Source organism: Seohaeicola nanhaiensis (genome assembly GCF_042654245.1).
GTDB classification, from domain to species: domain Bacteria; phylum Pseudomonadota; class Alphaproteobacteria; order Rhodobacterales; family Rhodobacteraceae; genus Seohaeicola_A; species Seohaeicola_A nanhaiensis.
The window spans coordinates 517,906-540,910 of record NZ_JBHSGI010000024.1; the positions used below are offsets into that span (position 1 = coordinate 517,906).

Below are 23,005 nucleotides of genomic sequence, written 5' to 3' on the forward strand. Positions count from 1 at the left end.
GGCCGGCGGACGGTGCCGCCGTCCGGTCAGAAGCGGGTGCGGCGTTCGATCACCAGATCGATGTCGCCACGCACGAGGCCGATGTCCTCGAGTTCGCGGTCGCTGAGCGCGGAGAGCGCGTTGCGGGTCACGCGGGCGTCGTTCCAGTCGCGGAGCGTCGCATAGAGATTGGCGATATGTGCGCCGACATGGCCAGCAAAGCTTTGCAGGCCATAGGAGGTGCGGGAAGTGTCGTATGCAGCCATTGTCCTAGGTCCTTGTCAATTGTGTGCGAATGATCTCGCTCGGAGCGGCACATATGCCTGTGCGGATTGCCCGGCAAGTAGGCAATTTGCATAGGAAACATGCAGTTTGTGCATGGCTGGTCGATTGTGATAATTTACCTATTTTTCAGTGTGTTAAGGGGCGTTTCATGTGTTCCGTTAGATAAATTCAATAGCGGAAACGGCCCTGTTGATATGTCGGAAATGCCACAGTGGTCGCCCCTGTCGCGGGAAGCGTCGCTTTCGTCCCGCCGCCAAAAGCCTTGGCCAATGTTCGCCTTTCGTGCTAGTGCTGTTTCAAAGCGAATTGTCGCGAAAAAACGGGCAGACCATGCGGATACTGGGGATCGATCCGGGGCTGAGAACCCTCGGCTGGGGCGTGATCGACGTCGACGGGCCACGGATGGTGCATGTCGCGAACGGGCTTTGCCCCTCGGAGGGCGACACGCTGGGTGCGCGGCTTCTGTCGATCTTCGAGCAGCTGGGGACCGTGCTGCGGACCCATGCACCCGATGCGGCGTCGATCGAGCAGACCTTCGTCAACAAGGATGGCGCCGGCACGCTGAAGCTGGGGCAGGCGCGGGGCGTGGCGCTCTTGGCGCTGGCGCGGGCCGGGCTGTCGATCGGGGAATATGCGCCCAATACGGTCAAGAAGACGGTGGTGGGCGTGGGCCATGCGGACAAGGTGCAGGTGATGCATATGGTGCGCCTGCAGCTGCCGGGGTGCAATCCGGCGGGTCCGGATGCCGCAGACGCGCTGGCGCTGGCGATCTGCCACGCGCATCACGGGTTCAACCGGATGCGTCCGGCCGGAGCCGTGGCATGATCGGCCGGCTGCGCGGGCGGCTCGACTATCGCACCGCCGATCACGTGCTGATCGACGTGAACGGCGTCGGCTATATCGTTCATGTTTCCGAGCGCACGCTGGCCGAGCTGCCGGGGCCGGGGGGCGTGGTGTCGCTTTATACCGATCTGGTGGTGCGCGAGGACAACTGGCAGCTGTTCGGCTTCCTGTCGCTTGTGGAAAAGGAATGGCACCGCCTGCTGATGAGCGTGCAGGGCGTCGGCGCGAAGGTGTCGCTGGCGATCCTGGGCGCGCTGGGGCCGGACGGGGTGAGCCGGGCCATCGCGCTGGGCGACTGGGCCTCGGTCAAGGCGGCCAAGGGGGTCGGGCCGAAGACGGCGCAGCGCATCGTGATGGAACTCAAGGACAAGGCGCCGGCGGTGATGGCGATGGGCGGGATCGCGGGCGGCGCGCTCGCGGACCGGGGTGAGGTGCTGGAGAACGAGGCTGCGTCGACCCCGGCTGGCGCGACCGCCCGCGCCACGGCGCCGTCCGGCAACGGGGCGGCCGTCGCGGATGCGCTGTCGGCCCTGGGCAACCTTGGCTATGGCCCGGGCGATGCCGCCTCGGCGGTGGCGCAGGCGGCGGGCAGCGCGCCCGAAGCGGATGCGGCCACGCTGATCCGCGCCGCGCTGAAGCTGCTGGCGCCGAAGGGATAACCGATGGCCACGCCCGACCCCACCCTGCGCCCCGAGCCGCTGCCCGAGGATCACGACCGCGCGCTGCGCCCGCAGATGCTGTCCGAGTTCATCGGTCAGGCCGAGGCTCGGGCGAACCTTCGGGTCTTCCTGCAATCGGCCCGGCAGCGGGGCGAGGCGATGGACCACACGCTGTTCCACGGTCCGCCGGGTCTGGGGAAGACCACGCTGGCGCAGATCATGGCGCGCGAGCTGGGGGTCAATTTCCGCATGACCTCCGGGCCGGTGCTGGCCCGGGCGGGCGACCTGGCGGCGATCCTGACCAATCTCGAAGCGCGCGACGTGCTGTTCATCGACGAGATCCACCGGATGAACCCCGCGGTGGAAGAGGTGCTCTACCCGGCGCTGGAGGACTTCGAGCTGGATCTGGTGATCGGCGAGGGGCCGGCGGCGCGCACGATGCGGATCGAGCTGCAGCCCTTCACGCTGGTGGGCGCGACGACCCGGATGGGGCTGCTGACGACGCCGCTGCGCGACCGCTTCGGCATTCCGGTGCGGCTGCAGTTCTATACCGTGGACGAGCTGCACGAGATCGTCAGCCGCAATGCGCGGCTGATGGGGGTGCCGGCCGACCCGGAAGGCACGCGCGAGATCGCGCGGCGCGCGCGGGGAACGCCACGGATTGCCGGGCGGCTGCTGCGGCGGGTGGTGGACTTTGCGGTGGTCGAGGGCGACGGTACCATCAGCCGCGCCCTGGCCGACAGCGCGCTGACCCGGCTGGGGGTCGATCACATGGGGCTCGACGGCGCCGACCGGCGCTATTTGCAACTGATCGCGGAAAGCTATCAGGGCGGGCCTGTGGGCATCGAAACGCTCTCGGCGGCGCTGAGCGAAAGCCGCGATGCGCTGGAAGAGGTGATCGAGCCCTATCTGCTGCAGCAGGGGCTGATCCAGCGCACGCCGCGCGGGCGGATGCTGACGCAGGGTGCCTGGACACACCTCGGACTCGAGGCGCCGCGCCCCTCGGGGCAGTCCGACCTCTTCGGCTGAAGCGCCACACCGCCCCTCTTCTCTGGTTTCCAAATACCTCAGGGGTGAATTGGCCGCAGGCCAAGAGGGGGCGGAGCCCCCATCGCGACCGTTGCGGCCGCGCGTGGACGCCGGGGTTACTCGGCGGCGCGGACCGGTTTGGTGAGGTCGGGCGGCGGGGCCTCGTCGCGCGTGTCGCCGCCGTCGATCCGGGCCAGCACCGCCTTCAGGTCTTCGCGGCTTACCGGCGTGTCGGGTACATCCTCTTCGGGTGGCGTCAGGTCGTCCCAGATCAGGTCGTGCAAGGGCAGCTTGCGGGCGCTGCGGCGCAGGCGCATGTCGCGGGCGGTGCGGCCCGAGCGGCCCGAGGTGACGCGCGACAGCAGCTGGCCGAACCAGAGCGCATAGGTTCCGATCCAGACCCGGATCGCCAGCAGGGCGGGGGTCACCACCAGCGTCAGCACGGTGGCGATGCCGAGGCCGAAGACGACGGCGGTGGCGAGCTGTTTCCACCAGAGCGAGGTGGGTGAGTCGATGGAATAGCCGCCGTTGATGAAATCGAGGCTGAGGCCGAACATCATCGGGGCAAGGCCGGCCATGGTGGTCAGCGTGGTGAGCAGCACGGGGCGGATGCGCGCCTCGGCGGTGCGGGTGATGGCCTCGATCCGGGGCATGTACTGGCTGAATTCCTGGTAGGTGTCGATCAGCACGATGTTGTTGTTCACCACGATCCCCGCTAGCGCGACGATCCCCGTGCCGGTCATGATGATCGAGAAGGGCTGGCCCATCACCATCATCCCGATCAGCACGCCGGTGGTCGAGAGCACCACGGCCAGCAGGACGAGCACTGAGTTGTAGAAGGAATTGAACTGCGCCAGCAGGATGATGAACATCAGCCCCAGCGCGCCGGCGAAGGCCTTCATCAGGAAGGCGCCGGATTCCTCCTGCTCTTCCTGGTCGCCGGTCCACTCCCAGTTGATCGAGCCGGGCAGGGGGTCGGTGTTCAGCCAGTCGGTGAGCAGGGCGATGCGCTCGTTGGCGTTGATCGGGGCGATGCGTGCGCTGCCGTCGGCGAGGGCGGCGCGCAGGTTGCCGGCGTCCTGATCGTTGGTCAGAGAGACAAGGCCGTAGCGGGTGCCATTGGCGTCGGTCAGCGACTCGCCCGTGAGCGGGGTGTCCGGCGTTTCGCCATGCACCACGGCGAGGCGGGTTTCCGGCGTGTTGCGCAGGCCGCCGGTGACCACCTTGAACAGGTTCGGCGACACATCCGCCTTGACGTCGTAATAGCGCTCCTGGTCGACGCGGCTGATCTTGGCCAGTTTCTTCACCGGTTCGCGGGTGACGAAGTTCGACAGCGGCACGAGCCCGTCGCGGGTGCGCACCTTGAGCGTGTCGAGCGTCGAGAGCACGCGGTCGGCAGCGGGCAGCCGGACGCGGATTTCGATCTCTTCCTCGGAGCTGTCGACGCGCATGGTGTCAAGCAGGATGCCGCGGGTGACCAGCTGGACCATCGCGCCCACGGTCACCACATCGGCGCCGAAGCGGCCGGCCTTTTCGACGTCGACCTTGATCAGCCAGTCGATGCCGGGCAGGGGCAGGGTGTCCTCGATCTGGATCAGGCCGGGGGTCTGTTCGAAATGGCTGCGGGCGAGGGTCGCGGCGGCGGTCAGGTCGTCCCAGTTGTTGCCCTTGAGGCGCAGGTGGATCGGCTTGCCCGAGCCGGGGCCCTGTTCGAGACCGGTGATCTCGGTCTGGAAGCCGGGCAGTTTGGCGAGTTCGGCCTCGAGCTGTTCGATGACGAAATTGCCGTCATAGGCGGGCGCGGCGATGTGGCGGCTGAGGTAGCCGTTGAAGAAGGTCTCGGTCACCTGGGGGCGGTTTTCCCAGGGGATGATCTCGAACTGGACCTGGCCGACGGTGTCGATGGGCGACTGCTGGCCCGGCCCGCCAGTCTGCAGGCCGCCGTCGCCGGCGAAGGAGAAGACGTTGATGACGGCGGGGTGGGCGCGGACCACATCCTCGACCTGGCGGACCATAGCGTCGGTTTCGGCCAGCGAGAGGTTGCCGCGGGCGCGGACGTAGACGGTGGCCTGTTCGGGTTCGGATTCGACGAAGAATTCGACCCCCTTGTTGTTTGCGCCGTAGAGCGTGAAGACATAGCCGACGGCCATGGCGACCGCGACCACGGCGACGATGGGCATGACCGGGTTGCCGGCGATGGCGTGGATGACCCAGCCGAAGGGCGTGCGGCGGTAGCCGGCCTGGATCTTCTTCGGCGCGCGGCGCAGGGCGGCGGCGTCGAGCGTGACCGAGGCGGCGAAGGCCGAGAGGATGAAGAGGGTCGCGCCGAAGAGGGCGGCGACCAGCATGGGCGGGCCGGGGGGAAGGAGGTAGGTCGGGTTCAGCACCTGCATGATGCCGGCGAACATGCCCCAGAGCGGGAAGGGCACCAGGATCGCGCGCACCATCCAGGGCAGGCGGGCGCGCAGGCCATCGGCGGCGCGGCCGAAGATGCGCGACATCCGGCCCGAGACGCCGCCCATCACCGGCAGGTAAACCAGCGCCACCACCAGCGAGGCGGAAAGCACGAAGATGAGGGTGACGGGGAGCATCCCCATGAACTCGCCCGGGACGCCGGGCCAGAAGAGCATCGGCAGGAAGGCGCAGAGCGTGGTGGCGGTGGAGGAGACCACCGGCCAGAACATGCGCTGCGCGGCCTCGACATAGGCGTGCATCGGGCCGGCGCCTTCGGAAATGCGCTTGTCGGCGTATTCGACCACGACGATGGCGCCGTCGACCAGCATCCCCACGGCGAGGATGAGGCCGAACATGACGATGTTCGAAATGGTGACGCCCATGGCGGCCAGAAGGGCGAAACAGAGCAGGAACGATGTCGGGATCGAGAAACCGACGAGCAGGGCCGCGCGGCTGCCAAGGGAGGCCAGAACGACGATCATCACCAGCGCCACGGCGGTCAGGACCGAGCCTTCGAGCTGGCTGACCATCGAGCCGACGACGCGACTCTGGTCGTTCGAGGTGCCGAGTTCGACGGCGGCCTGGAGTTCCGGCGGCCAGCCCTTTTCGGCGTTGGCGATGGTTTCCTTCACCAGCGCCACGGTGTCGATCAGGTTGTAGCCCTTGCGCTTGACCACCTGCAGGGCGACGGTGTTGGCGCCGTTGAAGCGGGCGGTGCCCTTGCGGTCTTCAAACGTCAGGTTGATCTCGGCCAGTTCGCCCAGCGTCACGACCCGGTCGCCGTTAGTCTTGACCGGAAGGGCGTAGACGTCGCGCGCCTCGGTGAAGGAAGAGGGGATCTTGACCGAGAACTTGCCCTGGTCGGTTTCCACCTCGCCGGCGGCGATGAGCTGGTTGTTGTTGCGGACGACGTTGATGAGCTCGTTCGCGGTGACGTTGTAGGCCTCGAGCCGCAGCGGGTCGATCACGACTTCGAGCATCTCGTCGCGGTTGCCGGCGATGCCGGCCTCGAGCACGGCGTCGAGCCCTTCGAGATCGTCCTGCAGTTCCTTGGCGATGCGGGCCATCGTGCGTTCGGGCACGTCGCCGGTGAGGTTGACGATGACGATGGGGAATTCGGAGAAGTTGAGTTCGGAGATGGTGTATTGCTCGGCGCCGTCGGGGAACTTGGCGGCGGCGGCGTTCATCGCGTCGCGCACGTCGGCCATGGTGGCCGTCTTGTCCCAGCCAAATTCGAATTCGAGCGCCACGCCGGCATAGTTCTCGGCGGCGGTGGCGGACATCTTCTTGAGGCCGTCGAGGTCGACCAGCTCGGTCTCCATCGGTTTGACCAGCAGGCTTTCGCTGTCCTCGGCCGAGATGCCGGGGAACTGGACCGAGACGAAGAGGGCGGGGATCTCGATATCCGGCTCGCCCTCTTTCGGGAGCGACCAGTAGGCAAAGCCGCCGATCAGCAGCGAGAGCACGATGAAAGCGATGACCATCCGCGCCCGGGCGGCGGCCCAGTCGACGATGCCGATCATTGCGCGTCCTCGCGCCAGGTCGGGATCACCTTGACCCCTGCGGTCACGAAGTCCTGGCCGACGACGATGACGGCGGCTTCGTCCGGCAGGCCGCCGACCCAGATGCCGTCGGGCGTGTCGCGCAGAAGCTTGACCGCCATGAAGGCGACGATGTTGTCGGGGCCGACCGTGCGCACCCCGAGCTTGCCGTCGTTGTCGAGCGTGAGGGCAGATTGCGGCAGCTTGTGCGCCTGGGCGCCGTCCGAGGCGATGGCGATGGTGGCGGTCTGGCCGTCGCGGATCGCGAGGTCGGGGTTGGGGACGGTGATTTCGACCTGGAAGGTGCGGGTCGTCGGATCGGCGGCGCGGCTGAGGAAGGTCACGGTGCCGACAATGCGCTCGCCACTGATCAGCTCGGCGCCGGCCTGGGCGCCGTCATGGACACGGTCGACCTCGGTTTCGGGCACGAAGCCGATCAGCTTGATCGGGTCGAGCTGGATCACGGTGGCGCAGAGGCCGCCGGGCTGCATCAGGCTGCCGAGTTCGGCGGTGTCCGATTCGAGCAGGCCGCCGAAGGGGGCAACGATGGTGAGGCGGTCAATCTCGCGCTCGGCGGCGGCGACGGCGGCGGTGGCGGCCTGGATGCCGGCCTGGGTGTTCTCCAGCCCGGCTTCAGCCGAGGCGATGGCGGCTTCGGCCGAGCGCACGGTGGCGGTGGCGGATTTCAGCCGCGTTTCGCTGGCGTAGCCGTCCTTGCTGAGCTTTTCGGCGGCGTTGAAGTTGATGCTGGCCTCTTCCAGCCGGGCGCGGGCCTCGATCACGCGGGCCTCGGTCTCGGGCACGCGCGAGCGGGCCTCGGTCAGGCGGGCCTCGGCCTCGGCCAGCGCGGCCTCGCGGGTGCCGGGATCGAGCTTGCACAGCACGTCACCGGCCTGGACGAAGGTGCCCTTGCGCAATGGTTCGGAAATCACCGTGGCCGAGGTTTCGGCGCGCACCTCGACCTGGCGGGTGGCGCGGGTCTGGCCGCGCAGCACGACTGCGTTGTCGATGGTTTCGGCCCTGGAGCGCAGCGCAACGACGCGCACGCCGGACTCGGGCTCCGCGGCGGGTTCTGCGGATGGGGCAGGTGTGCTGTCCTGGGCGGGCGCCTCGTTGCCGCGCGCGAAGGCGAGAAGCGTGTCGCGTTCGAAGACGACGTAGTATAGCCCAAGCATCACCAGCAAGGCGGTGAGTACGGGTATGAGTCTCATATCCGGTCTTCCATTCCCGTTTCCGCCCGGCCCGTGACCGGAGCACGCTGCGCCCGCGCCGCCGGATATTTCCCCCCGGGCGCAGGCACTAAACTGATCAGTTCAATTTAGTATTTTCCCGCCTCCTGTTCAAGGCAGTCCCGATGCCCCACTTGGCTTGTCCGGTGATGCAGGGTAATAGGTGGCAATTCCGTCGCTTTTTTGTGCGGAATAAGGCCCGGACGAGCGGGCGAATCCGGCCCGCGCGCCGGAAGTTTGTGGCGCCGGAGGCATGGAATGAGCGATACCGACAGCTTTATCGACGAGGTGACCGAAGAGGTTCGCCGCGACCGGCTGTTCGCCCTGTTCCGCCGCTATGGCTGGATTCCGATGGTGCTGATCGTGCTGGTGGTCGGCGGCGCGGCCTGGAACGAATACCGCAAGGCGCAGGAACGGGCAGAAGCCGAGGCGCTGGGCGATGCGCTGCTGGCGGCGATGGCGGCCAACGAGCCGGCGGCGCGGGCGGCTGGCCTGACGGCGGTGACGGCTGCGACTCCGGGCGCGAATGCGGTCGTGGAGTTCCTGCTGGCGGGCGCGCAGGCCGAGGCGGGCGACACGCTGGCGGCGGTTGCGGCGCTGAACAATATCGCGACCGCGGGCGATCTGCCCGAGATTTATCGCCAGATTGCGGCGTTCAAGGCGCTGACGCTGCAGGCGGAAACGATGCCGGCGGCCGAGCGGCGCGCGGGCTTCGAGGCGCTGGCCCGGCCCGGGATGCCGCTGCGGATGCTGGCCGAAGAGCAACTGGCCATGATCGACATGGCGGAAGGCAATACCGAGGCAGCGATTGCGCGGTATCAGGCGATCCTGCAGGACGCCGAGGTCACCTCGGACTTGCAACAGCGGGCGACGCAGGCGATTGTGTCGCTTGGAGGTCAACCCGAAGTGCGTTCTGCGTCGCAGGGCTGATCGGGATCGGCGCAACGGGTTTGGGGCAGGCGAGAGTTTTCATGATGGCACCGTTCTTCGTTTCCCGGGCCTGCGCGGCGATCTGCTGTGCGGCCCTGCTGCTGGCCGCCTGCTCGGAGAAGGAAGTGATCCTTCCGGGCGAGCGCGAGGACATCCGTCCCGAGGGCGAGAACCTGGCGCTGGTGCGCACGCCGGACGAGGAAAACAACCTGTCGCGGGCGATCCGCCTGCCGGCCCAGCGGTCGAACGCGGATTGGATGCAGTCGGCGGGAACGCAGAAGAACCGCATCGAAAATCCGGCGCTGCGCATTGCGCCGCAGCTGGTCTGGGCCACGTCGATCGGGGCGGGCGATGCCCGGCGCGTGCGGATCACGGCAGATCCGGTTGTGGCGGGGGGCCGGGTTTTCACGCTCGATTCGGGGGCGCGGGTGAGCGCGGTCTCGACCGGGGGCGCAACGCTCTGGAGCGTCGATCTGGTGCCGACCTACGATGGCGAGGAGCAGGCGACCGGCGGCGGTCTGGCCTATGACAAGGGCACGCTCTACGTCTCGTCCGGTTTTGGCCGGCTGACCGCGCTGGATGCCGCCACGGGCGCGATCCGCTGGCAGCAGAAGCTGAACGCCACCGGCAGCGGCACGCCGCTGATCAATGACGGGCTGGTCTATCTGGTGGCCGGCGACGACACCGGCTGGGCGGTCAATGCGAGCGACGGCAAGGTCGCCTGGTATGTGAACGCGAGTCCCAGCGTGGCCAATGTGCTGGGCGCGCCGGCCCCGGTGATCGCGGGCGAGTTCGTGGTCTTCGCCTTCGGGTCGGGCGAGCTGATCGCCGCGTTCCGCCGTGGCGGGCTGCAACGCTGGAGCACGAATATCGCGGGCAGCCATGTCGGCAATGTTGCGTCGCGCTACAGCGACATGACAGGAAGCCCGATGGTGGTGGGCAACACGATCTACGCCGGCAACCACTCGGGGCGGATCGCGGCGGTGAATTCGGAGGACGGCGAGCGGCAGTGGACGGCGCCCTTTGGCGCGGTCGAGCCGGTCTGGCCGGTGGGCGACAGTGTTTTCGCGCTGACCGACGCGAGCCAGCTGGTGCGGCTGGACGCGCGCAGCGGCGAGGTGATCTGGGCGCGCGAGTTGCCGGATTACGTCAAGGAGAAGCCGAAGCGGCGCGCGTCGATCTATGCCCATTACGGTCCGGTGCTGTCCGGCGGACGGCTGGTGGTGGCCTCGAACGACGGTTATCTGCGGTTCTTCGCGCCAGAAGACGGGTCGCTGGTCGCCACCGTCGCAGTGCCCGGCGGGGCGACGACAGCCCCAGTCGTGGCGGGCAATACGCTCTATGTCGTCTCGACCAACGGGCAATTGCTTGCTTTCCGCTGACGCGCGGATAGGCTAAGGCCCACCCGACACACACTCTGATTGCGCGGACCCCATGTCCTTCACCCTCGCCATCGTGGGCCGGCCCAATGTGGGCAAGTCCACCCTGTTCAACCGGCTGGTTGGCAAGAAGCTCGCTCTTGTCGACGACCAGCCCGGCGTGACCCGCGACCTGCGCGAAGGCGCGGCGCGGCTGGCGGATCTGCGATTCAACGTGATCGACACCGCCGGCCTCGAGGATGTTACCGATGACAGCCTGCAGGGGCGGATGCGCCGGCTGACCGAGCGGGCGGTCGATATGGCCGATATCTGCCTGTTCGTGATCGACGCCCGCGCCGGGGTGACGGCGGCGGACCGGATTTTCGCCGATATCCTGCGCAAGCGGGCCGATCATGTCATTCTTGCCGCGAACAAGGCCGAGGGCTTTGCCGGGGATGCCGGGGCGCTGGATGCCTACAGCCTGGGGCTGGGCGAGCCGATCCGGCTGTCGGCGGAGCACGGCGAAGGAATGAACGAGCTGTACGACGAGCTGCGTCCGCTGGCCGATGCCTATGCCGAGGCGGCCGAGGCGGCGCAGGAAGACGCGCCCGAGACGGACGTGGACGTGCCGGAGGATGACAGCGAGGACGCCGAGGTGCCGCCGGTGCGCCAGCCGACGGCGACCAAGCCCTTGCAGGTGGCCGTGGTGGGGCGCCCGAACGCGGGCAAGTCGACGCTGATCAACAAGATCATCGGGGACGAGCGGCTGCTGACCGGGCCCGAGGCCGGGATCACCCGCGACGCGATCAGCCTGCGCACCGACTGGGACGGCACCCCCATGCGGCTGTTCGACACCGCGGGGATGCGCCGCAAGGCCAAGGTGCAGGAGAAGCTGGAGAAGCTGTCGGTCAGCGACGGGCTGCGCGCGGTGAAATTCGCCGAGGTGGTGGTCGTTCTGCTGGACGCCGCGATTCCCTTCGAGCAGCAGGATCTGCGGATCGCCGATCTGGCCGAGCGCGAGGGGCGCGCGGTGGTGATCGCGGTCAACAAGTGGGACATCGAGGAAGAGAAGCAGGAGAAGCTGCGCGACCTGAAGGAATCCTTCGAGCGGCTGCTGCCGCAGCTGCGCGGGGCGCCGCTGGTGACCGTCTCGGCCAAGACCGGGCGGGGGCTGGACCGGCTGCATGCGGCGATCCTGAAGGCCTATGACGTCTGGAACCGCCGCGTCACAACAGCGCAGCTGAACCGCTGGCTGGCCGGCATGATCGAACAGCATCCGCCGCCGGCGCCACAGGGCCGCCGGATCAAGCTGCGCTACATGACGCAGGCCAAGACGCGGCCGCCGGGGTTCGTGGTGATGTGCAGCCATCCCGAATTGCTGCCGGACAGCTATTCGCGCTATCTGGTGAACGGTTTGCGCACCGATTTCGACATGCCGGGCACGCCGATCCGGCTGCATTTCCGCAGCCAGGCGGACAAGAATCCGTTCAAGGACCGCAAGTCCCGGCCGGCGCCGTCGAAGCTGCGCAAACACAAGGAAGGGCGGCGCGGCTGAACCCGGTGGCGCCCGTTCTGCGGGCGGGGTGGGGGCGAATCTGGCTGTGTCCGCGCGGAAGCCATTGATTGTCGGCGCAAAAAGCATCAAGTTGCCATTGATCGAAGCGGGACGCCACGAACACAGCGACCGGGACCTGACATGAACCTCAGAGAACACACGCGGCTCTATGTCGAGAAAAACAACCGGCTGGCCGCGCTTAGCTATTTCGGAACTTTCGCGGTCTATTTCACATCGCTCTGGGCCGCCATCAGCTTTGTTTCGACCTGGTATGTGCTGGTCCCTGCGGTGATCGTCCATGCCTTTGCGGCGGTGCGGCTATACGTGCTGCAGCATGACACCGGGCACCATTCGCTGTTCGAGACACGGGCGCAGAACGAACTGGCCGGGCACGGGCTGTCGCCCTTCACCTTTGCCCCCTTCGAGGTGATGAAGCAGAACCACAACCTGCATCACACCAATATCGGCAACCTGGATCACCGCGAGACCGGCGAGATCCATACGATGACGCTGCGCGAATGGGAGGCGGCGGGCTGGTGGGACCGGCTGATCTATCGCCTGTATCGCAATCCCTTTGTGCTGATCCCGGTCGGAACGCTGTTCACCTATTTCATCCGCTATCGCTGGCCCAAGAACACGACCCGGTTTGGCGTGGCCGGCGTGCTGCTGCACAACCTCGCCATCGTGGTCTTTCTCGGCACGCTCTATCTGCTGGCCGGCTGGACCGGCATCTGGGTCTGGCTGGGCGCGAGTTTCCTGGGCGGCATGATCGGGGTGTTCCTGGTCTACCTCCAGCACAATTTCGAAGACACATACTGGGACCGGCGCCCCGACCTCGATCCGCAGCAGGCGGCGATCGAAGGATCTTCGTGCCTGGACTTCGGCTGGTTCTTCGATTTCTGCGTGGCCAATATCACCCTGCATGACATCCACCATTTCAATGCCCGCATCCCGAGCTATCGCCTGCGCCGGTGCCATTATGCGCTGCCGCCCGAGATGGCGCCGCGCCGGATCGGCTTTGTCGAGGCGGTGCGGGCGCTGAACCTGAAACTGTGGGACGAGGACCGGAACCGCCTGGTGCCGTTTCCGAAGCATTCGCGCCAGACCGCTGCGGCTGGCGCCTGACAAGGGCCTTTGGGTCGGGAGAACGACAGGATGACGGACGTAGGCAAGGTGACGGGAATCGGGCCGGCGCTGGCGGCTTCGCTGGCTGCTGCGGGGTTCGCCACGGCCGAAGCGCTGGCGGGAGCCACGCCCGAGCGTCTGGCGGTGATCCCGGGGATCGGGCGGCAGCGCGCGACGCGGCTGATCGCGGCGGCCAAGGCGCTGATCGGGCAGGGCGACGCACCAGCGGCGCCGCCGCGCCCCCTGCCGGTGCGCGATGCGCCGGTGCGCAAGGTCAAGCCGACGCGCCCGGTGCCGGTGGCGGTTGCACCTGCCGAGGTGGCGGCGCCCACGGTTCCGGAGGGCAAGGCGTTGCCCAAGCCGGTGCGCAAGGCAATCAAGGTAGCGCAGAAGGCGGCCAAGGCCGCGGGCGAGGCGATGGCCGCGGCCGAGAAGCTGCGGGCGCGCGCGCTGCGCAAGGCGACTAAGGCAGAGAAGATGGCAAGCGCGCCTGCGCCCGAGGAGGCGCCGGCGAAAAAGCCGGCCAAGGCGAAGGACGCCAAGAAGCCGGCGAAAAAGGGCAAGAAGAAGTCCTGAGCCCGCGGCTCAGGACCGTGGTGCGCGCCTAGGCCAGGGTGCCGTCGGCCGCGAGGCGGGTTTTACCGCCGAGGTAGGGCGCGAGGGCGGCGGGCAGGGTGACCGAGCCGTCTTCCTGCTGGCCATTTTCCAGAACCGCGATCAGGCAGCGGCCCACAGCGAGGCCCGAGCCGTTGAGCGTATGCACGAATTCCGGCTTGCCGCCGCCGGCGGGGCGGAAGCGGGCATTCATGCGGCGCGCCTGGAAATCGCCGGTGGTGGAGACCGAGGAAATCTCGCGATAGGTGTTCTGGCCGGGCAGCCAGGCCTCGATGTCATAGGTGCGGCGCGCGCCAAAGCCCATGTCGCCGGTGCAGAGCGTCACCGTGCGATAGGGAATCTCCAGCGCCTCGAGAATGCCTTCGGCGCATTTCAGCATCCGCTGCTGTTCCCCGTCCGAGGTGGCGGGGTGGGTGATCGACACCATCTCGACCTTTTCGAACTGGTGCTGGCGCAGCATCCCGGCCGTGTCCTTGCCCGCGCTGCCGGCCTCGGAGCGGAAGCAGAGGGTATGGGCGGTCATGCGGATCGGCAGGGCGGATTCGTCGAGGATTTCGCCGGCGACCGTATTGGTCAGCGAAACCTCGGAGGTCGGGATCAGCCACCAGCCGTTGGTGGTACGATAGCTGTCTTCCTCGAATTTCGGCAGCTGGTTGGTGCCGAACATCGCCTCGTCCCGCACCAGCACGGGCGAGTTCATCTCGGTCAACCCGTTCCTGTCGACATGGGTGTCGAGCATGAACTGGGCCAGCGCCCGGTGGATGCGGGCGACAGCGCCCTTCAGCAGGACGAAGCGCGCGCCGGAGAGTTTGGCGGCAGTCTCGAAATCCATCGACGCCGCGACGCCGGCAAGCTCGTAATGCTCTTTCGGCGTGAAGGCGAAATTGCGCGGGGTGCCCCAGCGGTGCAGTTCGACGTTGTCCTGTTCGTCCTTGCCGTCGGGGATGTCGTCGGCGGGCAGGTTCGGCAGCCGGGCGAGCATGTCGGCCAGCTTGTCGTCGAGGTCCTTCGCCTCGGCCTGCATGGCGGCGATCTCGGCCTTCTTGTCGGCGACGAGGGTGCGCAGGCGTTCGAATTCGGCATCGTCGCCGCGTGCCTTGGCGGCGCCGACCTCCTTGGAGGCGCGGTTCTGCTCGGCCTGGGCCGCCTCGGCGGCGGCGATCCGGGCGCGGCGCTCGGAATCGAGCGCCAGCACGGCGGCGGATGCCGACGATTCCCCGCGCCGCGCCAGGGCGGCGTCGAAGGCGTCGGGGTTCTCGCGGATCGCGCGGATGTCGTGCATGGGTCGTGCCTTTCGCTCGAGTCGGTTCGCGGGGGGTTATGCATGAATGCGGGGGGTTAGGGTAGGGGGTGGGGTGATGGGGCCGATGAGATCGCCAATGTGCTTTCGGTCGGGTCTGTGGAATGGCTGCGAGGCATTCGGTCTGTTTTCCTGAGAGGAAAACAGCGACTTGGGGCCATTGTGGAGAGCTGGCGAAATGCTCCCGAGGATTTCGGTCGTATCAATGCCCGCAAGAGCCTGCCCCAACCTGACGGAAAGCCGCACCGCGGTGCCTTGCAAAGGGCAGGGCCAGCGCATAGGTTCCGCGAAACTTGAAAACGGCGCTTCCCCACGGGGTTCTCTGCGCCTCTGACAGAGGAAAAACCCCCATGGAAGGTGGAATAATGTCGTTCCTGCCGCTGATCCTGATCTTCGGGATCATGTATTTTCTGCTGATCCGGCCGCAGCAGAAGAAGCTGAAGGACCATCAGGCGATGGTCGCGGCGCTGCGGCGGGGCGATCAGGTGGTGACGCAGGGCGGCATCATCGGCAAGGTGTCCAAGGTCAAGGACGACGGCGAGATCGAGCTCGAGATCGCAGAGAACGTCAAGGTGCGGGTCGTGCGGTCGACCATCGCCACGGTGCTGAGCAAGACCGAACCGGCGAAGTGATCCGCCTACCCTGTTGAGAAAGCACGTACATGCTTCAGATTGATCGGTGGAAGCGGGTTCTTATCTGGCTCGTCTGCCTGGCCTTCGCGCTGCTTGCGGTGCCGAACCTGTTCTATGCCCGCGTCGAGGCCCATAACGACGCGGTTGTGGCCATCGAGACCAAGGGCGCGACGCCCGAGCGCGAGGCGGCGGTCGCGGGCTGGCCGGACTGGCTGCCCTCGGGGCTGGTCAATCTGGGCCTCGACCTGCGGGGCGGGGCGCATCTGCTGGCCGAGGTGAAGGTTGCCGATGTCTATCAGCAGCGGATGCTGGGGCTCTGGCCCGAGGTGCGCGCGGCGCTGGTGAAGGAGCGCGATACGGTCGGCTTCGTCAACGAGGTGCCGGGGCCCGAGGGCGAGCTTCACGTCAAGATTTCCAAGCCCGAGGGGATGCCCAAGGCGCTGGAGGTGGTGCGGGGCCTGGCGCGGCCAATCCAGTCGCTGACCGGGATCGGATCGAACGACATCGAGGTGACGGGCAGCGGCGATACTCTGGTGATCACGCTGTCGCAGGCCGAGAAGACGGCGACCGACGACCGTACGGTGAAGCAGGCGCTGGAGATCGTGCGGCGCCGGATTGACGCCGTGGGCACGCGCGAGCCGACGATCCAGCGGCAGGGCGACGACCGCATCCTGATCCAGGTGCCGGGTATCGGCAGCGCGGCGGAGCTAAAGGAAATCATCGGCACCACGGCGCAGCTGACCTTCAATCCGGTGGTCTCGCGCGTGACCGACGCCAATGCGGTTCCGGGCACCGGGAACAAACTGGTGCCCTCGCTGGACGAGGAGGGCGTCTACTACATCATCGAGGCGGTGCCGGTCGTCACCGGCGAGGAGCTGAACGACGCGCAGCCGAGTTTCGACCAGAACGGGCGGCCGGCGGTCAACTTCCGCTTCAACACCTCGGGCGCGCGCAAGTTCGGCGATTACACGCGCGACAATATCGGCCAGCCCTTTGCCATCGTGCTGGACGACGAGGTGATCTCGGCGCCGGTCATCCAGAGCCACATTCCCGGCGGGTCGGGCATCATCACGGGCCGCTTCACCATCGAGGAGAGCACCAATCTGGCGGTGCTGCTGCGCGCGGGTGCGCTGCCGGCCGAGCTGACTTTCCTGGAAGAGCGGACCATCGGGCCGGAACTGGGGCAGGACAGCATCGACGCGGGCAAGATCGCGGCGCTGGTCGGCTCGGCGGCGGTGATAGCCTTCATGGCGCTGACCTACGGCATGTTCGGCTGGATCGCCAATATCGCGCTGGTGCTGAACATCGCGATGATGTTCGGGGTGCTGTCGCTGATCGGGGGCACGCTGACGCTGCCGGGGATCGCGGGGATCGTGCTGACGGTCGGCATGGCGGTGGACGCCAACGTGCTGATCTTCGAGCGGATCCGCGAGGAGCTGAAGACGGCGCGGGGACCGGCGCGGGCGATCGAGCTGGGCTATGAGCGCGCGCTGTCGGCCATTCTGGACAGCAACATCACCACGCTGATCACGGCGGTGATCCTGTTCACGCTGGGCTCTGGCCCGGTGCGCGGTTTCGCGATCACCCTGGGGCTGGGGATCATCACCTCGGTCTTCACGGCCTATTACGTCACCCGACTGATCATCGTCATGTGGTTCGAGCGCAAGCGCCCGAAAACGATCGAGGTTTAGGATATGCGCCTGCGTCTGATTCCCGACGACACGAATATCAACTTCTTCAAATATGCCTCGGTCACTTTCGGCGGGTCGATCGTGCTGCTGGTGATCTCGACCATCCTGTTCTTCACGATGGGGCTGAACTTCGGCATCGACTTCCGCGGCGGGACGACGATCCGCACCGAGTCGAGCACCGCCATCGACGTGGGCGAATACCGCGCCGCGCTGGCGCCGCTGAACATGGGCGATGTGTCGATCACCGAGGTCTTCGATCCGACCTTCGGTGAGGACAAGCATGTCTCGATGATCCGCATCCAGGCGCAGGACGGCGAGGAAAGCATCACCCCCGAGGCGGTGCAGACCGTCGAGGATGCGCTGAAGGCGGTGGATCCGGCGATCACCTTCCCCTCGGTCGAGAGCGTGGGGCCGAAGGTGTCAGGCGAGCTGATCCAGACCGCCGTGCTGTCGGTGCTGGCGGCCATCGCGGCCATCGTCTTCTACATCTGGTTGCGGTTCGAATGGCAGTTCGCGGTGGGGGCGGTGGTGGCGCTGGCGCATGACGTGGGGCTGACCATCGGGCTGTTCGCGCTGTTCCAGATCAAGTTCGACCTGGCGATCATCGCGGCGCTGCTGACCATCGTGGGCTATTCGATCAACGACACCGTGGTGGTGTTCGACCGAGCCCGCGAGAACCTGCGCAAATACAAGACCATGCCGCTGATCGACGTGCTGAACAAATCGGCCAACGAGACGCTGAGCCGGACCATGATGACCTCGGGCACGACGCTGATCGCGCTGATCGCGCTGCTGACGCTGGGCGGCGACGTGATCCGCGGCTTCGTCTTCGCGATCACCTGGGGCATCATCGTCGGCACCTATTCCTCGATCTACATCGCCAAGAACATCGTGCTTATGCTGGGCGTGAAGCGCGACTGGTCCAAGCCCGACGCCAACGCCGGCACCCGTTTCGCCGACATAGATGCCTGACGCCCTGGCCGAGGTCCTGGCCCTGCCGGGCCTGGGCTGGCTGGTTTTTGCGGTGTCGGTCGCCGGGATCGTGCGCGGCTTTGCCGGATTCGGCAGCGCGATGATCATCATGCCGGTGGCCAGCACGGTGCTGAACCCGGTGGCGGCAATCACCTTCATGATGGCGACTGAACTGCTGGGGCCGGTGCCGAATGTTGCCGGCGCCTGGCGGTCGGCGGCGAAGGACGACGTGCTGCGCCTGGCGCTGGGAGCGGCGGTGGGTCTGCCCATTGGCGTGCTGGCGCTGGCGAACATGCCGGCCGAACTGTTCGGCTGGCTGGTCTCGCTGACCGTGCTGGGGCTGCTGGCCGCGCTGATGGCCGGGTGGCGCTATCGCGGGCGGCTGACGCCCTCGCTGGTCACGGGGACGGGCGCCCTGGGCGGGGCGCTGTCGGGATCGGTGGGGCTGGCCGGGCCGCCGGTGATCATGCTGTACATGGCGAGCCTGCGGCCGATTGCGGCGATCCGGGCGAACCTGACGCTGTATCTGGTGATGATCGATCTGATGATGATCGCGGTTATTGCCGCATTTGGCCTGTTGCAGGCGGGTGCGATGATTGCGGGACTGCTGCTTTCGCTGCCCTATATGGCGGTGAACTGGATCGGCGGGCGGCTGTTTGACCCGGCCCGCGAGAAGCTGTTCCGGGGTGTGGCCTATGTCATCATCGCCGCCTCGGCGATCCTGGGGCTGCCGGTCTGGCACTGAAGGAGAGCGATCATGCGGTTGACGGAAATCGATTTTGGCGAGGCGCGGCCGGTGGACGGCTATGGGCCGGGATTTTTCCGGATCGGCGGCGCGGTGTATCAGGGGGCGGTGCTGACCGGGACCTTCGGCACCTCTGGATGGGGCGGCTATGATGACCTGGAGCCCCTGCTGGCCGTGGTGGAGAAGGTCGATGTGATCTTTTTCGGGACCGGCGCCGAGGTGGCGCATCTGCCGTCTGCGCTGCGCGCGGCGCTGGAGGAGGCGGGGATCGGCGTGGAGGCGATGAATTCGCCCGCCGCCTGCCGCACCTACAACGTGCTGGTGAGCGAGGGGCGGCGTGTGGCGCTGGCGGCGCTGCCGGTCTGAACCGCGCGCCGGTGGCGGGGTTGCCGGATCGCGCGTGCCGCGCGATGCGCTCCGCGGGAGGTATTTTTCAACCAGAGAAGCCGGGCGCGCGGCGCGCTGCGCAGGCGTTTCTCCCTTTTGCGGGGGCGGGGGATTGGCTATGCCGGGGCCATGGAGCTGATCCTTGACAGAGTGAGCGTGGCGCGGGGCGGGGTGCCGGTGCTGGCGGAGGTCTCGCTGCGCCTGGCGCCGGGGCGGGCGCTGGTGCTGCGCGGGCCCAACGGGATCGGCAAGACGACCCTGCTGCGCACCATCGCCGGGTTGCAGCCGCCGGTGGCGGGGACGATCGCCGGGGCCGAGGAGCGGGTGGCCTATGCTGGACATGCCGACGGGATCAAGCCGACGCTGACGGTGGCGGAGAACCTGGCCTTCTGGGCGAGTGTCTTCGGCACCGAGGGGATCGGTGCGGCCTTGGCAGCCTATCAGCTGGAGGTGCTGGGCTGGCGGATGGCGGGCACGCTCTCGGCCGGGCAGAAGCGGCGGCTGGGGCTGGCGCGGCTGCTGGTCACGGGGCGGCCGGTCTGGGTGCTGGACGAGCCGACCGTGTCGCTGGACGCCGAGGCGGTGGGCTGGTTCGCGGGGGCGGTGCGCACACATCTGGCGGCGGGCGGGTCGGCGCTGATGGCGACGCATATCGACCTCGGGATTGAGGCGGAGGTGCTGGAGCTGTCGGGGCATCGCGCGGTGCTGCCGGCGCTGGACGATTTCGACGGGGCCTTTGCGTGAGGGCGCTGTTGCTGCGCGACCTGCGGCTGGCGCTGCGGGCCGGGGGCGGGTTCGGCCTGGGGCTGGCCTTCTTCCTGATCGTGACGATTCTGGTGCCCTTCGGCGTGGGGCCGGAGTCGGCGCTGCTGACCCTGATCGCGCCGGGGATCCTGTGGCTGGCGGCGCTGCTGGCCTGCCTGCTGTCGCTGGACCGGATCCTGGCGCTGGACTGGGAGGACGGCTCGCTGGACCTGCTGGCGACCTCGCCCCTGCCCCTGGAGGCGGCGGTGGCGGTGAAGGCCTTTGCGCACTGGCTGACCACGGGGCTGCCGCTGGTGGCGGCGGCGCCGGTGCTGGGGGTTCTGCTGAACCTGCCCGGGCCGGGCTATCTCTGGCTGGTCGTCTCGCTGGCGGCGGGGACGCCGGCGCTGTCGGTGATCGGCACCTTCGGCGCCGCGCTGACCGTGGGGCTGAAGCGGGGCGGGCTGCTGCTGTCGCTGCTGGTGCTGCCGCTGTACGTCCCGACGCTGATCTTTGGCGCCGAGGTGGCGCGGCGGGGGGCGGCCGGCATGGAGGTGGCGACGCCGCTGCTGCTGCTGGCCGGGATCACGCTGGGGGCGGCGGCGCTGCTGCCCTTCGCCAGCGCGGCGGCGCTGCGGGTCAACCTGCGCTGAGGCGCGCGGGACGGGATGTCGCGCCAGCGCGGATGTGAATTGTGAACGCCGTGACGAGCGGCTAGAGGGGAGCCATGTCGATCTGGAGATACGCCAACCCGAAGCTGTTCCTCGAGACGTCCGAGCGCGTTCTGCCGGCGCTCTGGGCGCTGGCCTTCGGCTGTCTGGCGGTCGGGCTGGTCTGGGGCTTTTTCCTGACGCCGGATGCCGAGCGGTTCCAGTCGACGGTCAAGATTATCTATCTGCACGTGCCTTCGGCGCTGATGGCGATCAACGCCTGGATCATGATGCTGGTCGCCTCCCTGATCTGGATCGTGCGGCGGCATCATGTCAGCGCGCTGGCCGCGCGGGCGGCGGCGCCGGTGGGGGCGGTGATGACGCTGATCGCCCTGGTCACGGGTGCGATCTGGGGGCAGCCGATGTGGGGCACCTGGTGGGCCTGGGACCCGCGGCTGACGTCCTTCCTGATCCTGTTCCTGTTCTACCTCGGCTATATTGCGCTGTGGGAGGCGATCGACAATCCGGACACCGCCGCCGACCTGACCGGCGTGCTGTGCCTGGTCGGATCGGTCTTTGCGCTGCTGAGCCGCTATGCGGTGAACTTCTGGAACCAGGGTCTGCATCAGGGGGCGTCGCTGAGCCTGGACGAGAAGGAGAATGTGCATGACGTCTTCTACATGCCCCTGCTGGTCTGCATTGCGGGATTTGTCCTGCTGTTCATCGCGCTGGTGCTCTACCGTACCGGGACCGAAATCCGGGCGCGGCGGATCAAGGCGCTGATGGCGCGGGAGCGGGCCGGGGCATGATGCCGGAGCTGGGGAAATACGCGGTCACCGTGCTGAGCGCCTATGGCGCGTCGCTGCTGCTGCTGGCGGTGCTGGTTGGCGCCACGCTGCGGCGGGGGCGGCGGATGCGAGCCGAGATGGCGAAGACCGAGGAAAGGCTGGCGCGCGATGGCTAGGATCTCTCCGCTGATGATCGCGCCGCCGCTGATCTTTCTGGCCTTCGTGGCGATTGCGGCATTCGGCATGTTCCGGCCCGACAAGGATACGCTGCCGTCGATGTTCATCGGCCAGCCGGCCCCGGCGGTGCCGGGCGAGAGCCTGCCGGGCTATCCCGGCCTGACCGCCGCCGATCTGGCGGCGGGCGAGGTGACGGTGGTGAACTTCTGGGCCAGCTGGTGCCCGCCCTGCCGGGCCGAGCATCCCTATCTGCTGGAGCTGCAGAAGCGGGGCGTGCGGCTGGTGGGCGTGAACTTCAAGGATCAGGAAGGCGACGCGCTGAAGTATCTCGGCGACGAGGGCAATCCCTTCCTGGCCATCGGGTTTGATCCCAAGGGGCGCAGCGCGATCGACTGGGGGGTGACCGCGCCGCCCGAGACCTTCATCCTGGGCGGCGACGGCACGGTGCTGTATCGCTATGTCGGGCCGCTGGTGGGCAGCCAGAAGGACCAGCAGTTCGAGCCGGCGCTGGCGCAGGCGCTGGGGCGGTAGAGGCGCTTCTTCGGGCCTGGCGGTATCGCGCTGCCTTTTGGGGCGTTTCTGTGCTAGGGTGGGGAAACTCGAAGGGATAGCCATTGGCAGAGTCCAGCCTGCGCACCGAACGTATTCCGAAAAAATTTGCCGCTACGGATGTTCTGAAGACGTTCGGCTGGCCAAAGTCCAGCCACCAGAAAATCGTGGCGATGCGGTACAATGCGAAATTCCGCAAGGTGGCGCCGACAGCCGATACGGTTCTGACCGAGCCGGCAGACTTCAGCTTTCCCCGTTTGAATCCGAAAGAATACAAGGAGTTGAAGGACAGGCTGGACAACCGGCAATTCGTTCATGCGGAACTGGTCAAGTTTCGCGAGGCGCTGGAGGCGCAATACAAGAAGAAGGAAACGAACCGGAAGGCGATTGAGACAGCGCTGGAGCAATATGGAAAGCACGTCGCCAATGGGAATGTGCTGGCTGAACGGTGCGCAAAGGATCTGAAGGCCTGTGGGGTTCAGGGATCGGCGCTGGACTTTTCGATGCGCCGGGCGGATGCCTGGCAGAAGGAATACGAGGCGCGCAAGAAGAAGTTTGCCAACGACGAAATCGATGACGAGGAACGCGCCTGGTTCAAGAAGACGGTCAAGGAAAACAAGGCGGCCGAGGCAGAGACCTTGAAGGAAATCCTGATTCAGATCGTTCTGATCGTGAAGGCCGCGTCGGTCATGCCGTGACGACTGGACATCGGCGGTTCTGAAACGCAAAAGCCCCGGCGCATGGCCGGGGCTTTGTGGTTTTCTGCGG

Annotated in this window: 23 protein-coding genes; 19 read left to right on the plus strand and 4 right to left on the minus strand. The window is 67.2% G+C overall.

All coding sequences use genetic code 11. The annotated features are described in order from the left end of the window. Window positions 1-26: 26 nt before the first annotated feature. Entirely contained in the window at window positions 27-245 is a 219-nt protein-coding gene (locus tag ACFO5X_RS17005; RefSeq protein WP_380719087.1) for a DUF1127 domain-containing protein, read from the minus strand. 349 nt (window positions 246-594) lie between these two features. Between ACFO5X_RS17005 and ruvC the strand changes: the two genes are divergently transcribed. From ruvC to ruvB, 3 genes are read left to right on the plus strand one after another with little or no spacing between them, the layout of a single operon-like run. Next, window positions 595-1,089 (plus strand): crossover junction endodeoxyribonuclease RuvC, encoded by a 495-nt coding sequence (ruvC, locus tag ACFO5X_RS17010; RefSeq protein ID WP_380719089.1) that lies wholly within the window; start codon window positions 595-597, stop codon window positions 1,087-1,089. Further along, window positions 1,086-1,766, plus strand: coding sequence for a Holliday junction branch migration protein RuvA (gene ruvA / locus ACFO5X_RS17015; protein ID WP_380719092.1), 681 nt, complete (start codon window positions 1,086-1,088; stop codon window positions 1,764-1,766). Before ruvC ends, ruvA begins: the two co-directional genes overlap by 4 nt. Window positions 1,767-1,769: 3 nt before the next feature. Continuing rightward, window positions 1,770-2,795 (plus strand): Holliday junction branch migration DNA helicase RuvB, encoded by a 1,026-nt coding sequence (gene ruvB, locus ACFO5X_RS17020; RefSeq protein ID WP_380719094.1) that lies wholly within the window; start codon window positions 1,770-1,772, stop codon window positions 2,793-2,795. A 116-nt stretch (window positions 2,796-2,911) separates the two neighbouring features. Here the strand turns inward: ruvB and ACFO5X_RS17025 are convergent, their stop codons facing one another. Next, window positions 2,912-6,772, minus strand: a complete 3,861-nt coding sequence (locus ACFO5X_RS17025; RefSeq protein ID WP_380719097.1) for an efflux RND transporter permease subunit — start codon at window positions 6,770-6,772, stop codon at window positions 2,912-2,914. Further along, window positions 6,769-8,001 (minus strand): efflux RND transporter periplasmic adaptor subunit, encoded by a 1,233-nt coding sequence (locus tag ACFO5X_RS17030; RefSeq protein WP_380719099.1) that lies wholly within the window; start codon window positions 7,999-8,001, stop codon window positions 6,769-6,771. Before ACFO5X_RS17030 ends, ACFO5X_RS17025 begins: the two co-directional genes overlap by 4 nt. 276 nt (window positions 8,002-8,277) lie before the next feature. On the opposite strand from ACFO5X_RS17030, the gene ACFO5X_RS17035 reads away from it, so the two are divergent. The 5 genes from ACFO5X_RS17035 (at window position 8,278) to ACFO5X_RS17055 (ending at window position 13,563) form a co-directional block, all read left to right on the plus strand. Beyond that, window positions 8,278-8,949, plus strand: a complete 672-nt coding sequence (locus ACFO5X_RS17035) for a hypothetical protein (protein ID WP_380719101.1) — start codon at window positions 8,278-8,280, stop codon at window positions 8,947-8,949. A gap of 41 nt (window positions 8,950-8,990) precedes the next feature. Next, window positions 8,991-10,331 (plus strand): outer membrane protein assembly factor BamB family protein, encoded by a 1,341-nt coding sequence (locus tag ACFO5X_RS17040; RefSeq protein ID WP_380719103.1) that lies wholly within the window; start codon window positions 8,991-8,993, stop codon window positions 10,329-10,331. Between the two features lie 52 nt (window positions 10,332-10,383). Next, a complete protein-coding gene (der, locus tag ACFO5X_RS17045) occupies window positions 10,384-11,862 on the plus strand; it encodes a ribosome biogenesis GTPase Der (RefSeq protein WP_380719105.1) in 1,479 nt (492 codons plus the stop codon). 141 nt (window positions 11,863-12,003) lie between these two features. Continuing rightward, entirely contained in the window at window positions 12,004-12,987 is a 984-nt protein-coding gene (locus ACFO5X_RS17050; protein ID WP_380719107.1) for a fatty acid desaturase, read from the plus strand. 30 nt (window positions 12,988-13,017) lie between these two features. After that, complete coding sequence (locus ACFO5X_RS17055) at window positions 13,018-13,563, plus strand: helix-hairpin-helix domain-containing protein (protein ID WP_380719109.1); 546 nt, start codon at window positions 13,018-13,020, stop codon at window positions 13,561-13,563. A gap of 28 nt (window positions 13,564-13,591) precedes the next feature. Here the strand turns inward: ACFO5X_RS17055 and serS are convergent, their stop codons facing one another. Then, window positions 13,592-14,884 (minus strand): serine--tRNA ligase, encoded by a 1,293-nt coding sequence (gene serS, locus ACFO5X_RS17060; RefSeq protein WP_380719111.1) that lies wholly within the window; start codon window positions 14,882-14,884, stop codon window positions 13,592-13,594. Between the two features lie 368 nt (window positions 14,885-15,252). Here serS and yajC point away from each other — a divergent pair, with 368 nt between their 5' ends. The 11 genes from yajC to ACFO5X_RS17115 all read left to right on the plus strand — a co-directional run bounded on the left by yajC (window position 15,253) and on the right by ACFO5X_RS17115 (window position 22,935). Further along, a complete protein-coding gene (yajC, locus tag ACFO5X_RS17065; protein ID WP_380719113.1) occupies window positions 15,253-15,534 on the plus strand; it encodes a preprotein translocase subunit YajC in 282 nt (93 codons plus the stop codon). Between the two features lie 29 nt (window positions 15,535-15,563). Next, a complete protein-coding gene (gene secD, locus ACFO5X_RS17070; protein ID WP_380719115.1) occupies window positions 15,564-17,225 on the plus strand; it encodes a protein translocase subunit SecD in 1,662 nt (553 codons plus the stop codon). Between the two features lie 3 nt (window positions 17,226-17,228). Continuing rightward, complete coding sequence (gene secF / locus ACFO5X_RS17075) at window positions 17,229-18,197, plus strand: protein translocase subunit SecF (protein WP_380719117.1); 969 nt, start codon at window positions 17,229-17,231, stop codon at window positions 18,195-18,197. Continuing rightward, window positions 18,190-18,942: a TSUP family transporter gene (locus ACFO5X_RS17080; protein ID WP_380719119.1), complete on the plus strand. Its 753-nt coding sequence runs from the start codon at window positions 18,190-18,192 to the stop codon at window positions 18,940-18,942. The genes secF and ACFO5X_RS17080 overlap by 8 nt, the downstream gene beginning before the upstream one ends. Before the next feature lie 12 nt (window positions 18,943-18,954). Next, a complete protein-coding gene (locus tag ACFO5X_RS17085; RefSeq protein ID WP_380719121.1) occupies window positions 18,955-19,308 on the plus strand; it encodes an Mth938-like domain-containing protein in 354 nt (117 codons plus the stop codon). 150 nt (window positions 19,309-19,458) lie between these two features. Beyond that, window positions 19,459-20,073: a heme ABC exporter ATP-binding protein CcmA gene (gene ccmA / locus ACFO5X_RS17090; protein ID WP_380719123.1), complete on the plus strand. Its 615-nt coding sequence runs from the start codon at window positions 19,459-19,461 to the stop codon at window positions 20,071-20,073. Continuing rightward, window positions 20,070-20,726, plus strand: coding sequence for a heme exporter protein CcmB (gene ccmB / locus ACFO5X_RS17095; protein ID WP_380719125.1), 657 nt, complete (start codon window positions 20,070-20,072; stop codon window positions 20,724-20,726). Before ccmA ends, ccmB begins: the two co-directional genes overlap by 4 nt. Window positions 20,727-20,800: 74 nt before the next feature. Next, window positions 20,801-21,532, plus strand: a complete 732-nt coding sequence (locus ACFO5X_RS17100) for a heme ABC transporter permease (RefSeq protein WP_380719127.1) — start codon at window positions 20,801-20,803, stop codon at window positions 21,530-21,532. Beyond that, window positions 21,529-21,687 carry a heme exporter protein CcmD gene (gene ccmD / locus ACFO5X_RS17105; RefSeq protein WP_380719130.1) on the plus strand — a complete coding sequence of 53 codons (159 nt, stop codon included), beginning with the start codon at window positions 21,529-21,531 and terminating at the stop codon, window positions 21,685-21,687. Before ACFO5X_RS17100 ends, ccmD begins: the two co-directional genes overlap by 4 nt. Continuing rightward, window positions 21,680-22,219: a DsbE family thiol:disulfide interchange protein gene (locus ACFO5X_RS17110; RefSeq protein WP_380719133.1), complete on the plus strand. Its 540-nt coding sequence runs from the start codon at window positions 21,680-21,682 to the stop codon at window positions 22,217-22,219. Before ccmD ends, ACFO5X_RS17110 begins: the two co-directional genes overlap by 8 nt. 83 nt (window positions 22,220-22,302) lie before the next feature. Continuing rightward, a complete protein-coding gene (locus ACFO5X_RS17115; protein ID WP_380719135.1) occupies window positions 22,303-22,935 on the plus strand; it encodes a hypothetical protein in 633 nt (210 codons plus the stop codon). Window positions 22,936-23,005 lie beyond the last annotated feature (70 nt).

What these genes read in the sequence shown, in the direction of transcription:
- ACFO5X_RS17100 (WP_380719127.1), top strand. Translation starts at nt 20,801, where the DNA reads ATGTCGATCTGGAGATACGCCAACCCGAAGCTGTTCCTCGAGACGTCC.
- secD (WP_380719115.1), top strand. Translation starts at nt 15,564, where the DNA reads ATGCTTCAGATTGATCGGTGGAAGCGGGTTCTTATCTGGCTCGTCTGC.
- yajC (WP_380719113.1), top strand. Translation starts at nt 15,253, where the DNA reads ATGGAAGGTGGAATAATGTCGTTCCTGCCGCTGATCCTGATCTTCGGG.
- ACFO5X_RS17050 (WP_380719107.1), top strand. Translation starts at nt 12,004, where the DNA reads ATGAACCTCAGAGAACACACGCGGCTCTATGTCGAGAAAAACAACCGG.
- serS (WP_380719111.1), bottom strand. Translation starts at nt 14,884, where the DNA reads ATGCACGACATCCGCGCGATCCGCGAGAACCCCGACGCCTTCGACGCC.
- ACFO5X_RS17035 (WP_380719101.1), top strand. Translation starts at nt 8,278, where the DNA reads ATGAGCGATACCGACAGCTTTATCGACGAGGTGACCGAAGAGGTTCGC.
- ruvC (WP_380719089.1), top strand. Translation starts at nt 595, where the DNA reads ATGCGGATACTGGGGATCGATCCGGGGCTGAGAACCCTCGGCTGGGGC.
- ACFO5X_RS17110 (WP_380719133.1), top strand. Translation starts at nt 21,680, where the DNA reads ATGGCTAGGATCTCTCCGCTGATGATCGCGCCGCCGCTGATCTTTCTG.
- ACFO5X_RS17055 (WP_380719109.1), top strand. Translation starts at nt 13,018, where the DNA reads ATGACGGACGTAGGCAAGGTGACGGGAATCGGGCCGGCGCTGGCGGCT.
- ACFO5X_RS17080 (WP_380719119.1), top strand. Translation starts at nt 18,190, where the DNA reads ATGCCTGACGCCCTGGCCGAGGTCCTGGCCCTGCCGGGCCTGGGCTGG.
- ACFO5X_RS17005 (WP_380719087.1), bottom strand. Translation starts at nt 245, where the DNA reads ATGGCTGCATACGACACTTCCCGCACCTCCTATGGCCTGCAAAGCTTT.
- secF (WP_380719117.1), top strand. Translation starts at nt 17,229, where the DNA reads ATGCGCCTGCGTCTGATTCCCGACGACACGAATATCAACTTCTTCAAA.
- ccmA (WP_380719123.1), top strand. Translation starts at nt 19,459, where the DNA reads ATGGAGCTGATCCTTGACAGAGTGAGCGTGGCGCGGGGCGGGGTGCCG.
- ACFO5X_RS17085 (WP_380719121.1), top strand. Translation starts at nt 18,955, where the DNA reads ATGCGGTTGACGGAAATCGATTTTGGCGAGGCGCGGCCGGTGGACGGC.
- ACFO5X_RS17025 (WP_380719097.1), bottom strand. Translation starts at nt 6,772, where the DNA reads ATGATCGGCATCGTCGACTGGGCCGCCGCCCGGGCGCGGATGGTCATC.
- ACFO5X_RS17040 (WP_380719103.1), top strand. Translation starts at nt 8,991, where the DNA reads ATGATGGCACCGTTCTTCGTTTCCCGGGCCTGCGCGGCGATCTGCTGT.
- ruvB (WP_380719094.1), top strand. Translation starts at nt 1,770, where the DNA reads ATGGCCACGCCCGACCCCACCCTGCGCCCCGAGCCGCTGCCCGAGGAT.
- ruvA (WP_380719092.1), top strand. Translation starts at nt 1,086, where the DNA reads ATGATCGGCCGGCTGCGCGGGCGGCTCGACTATCGCACCGCCGATCAC.
- ccmD (WP_380719130.1), top strand. Translation starts at nt 21,529, where the DNA reads ATGATGCCGGAGCTGGGGAAATACGCGGTCACCGTGCTGAGCGCCTAT.
- ACFO5X_RS17030 (WP_380719099.1), bottom strand. Translation starts at nt 8,001, where the DNA reads ATGAGACTCATACCCGTACTCACCGCCTTGCTGGTGATGCTTGGGCTA.
- der (WP_380719105.1), top strand. Translation starts at nt 10,384, where the DNA reads ATGTCCTTCACCCTCGCCATCGTGGGCCGGCCCAATGTGGGCAAGTCC.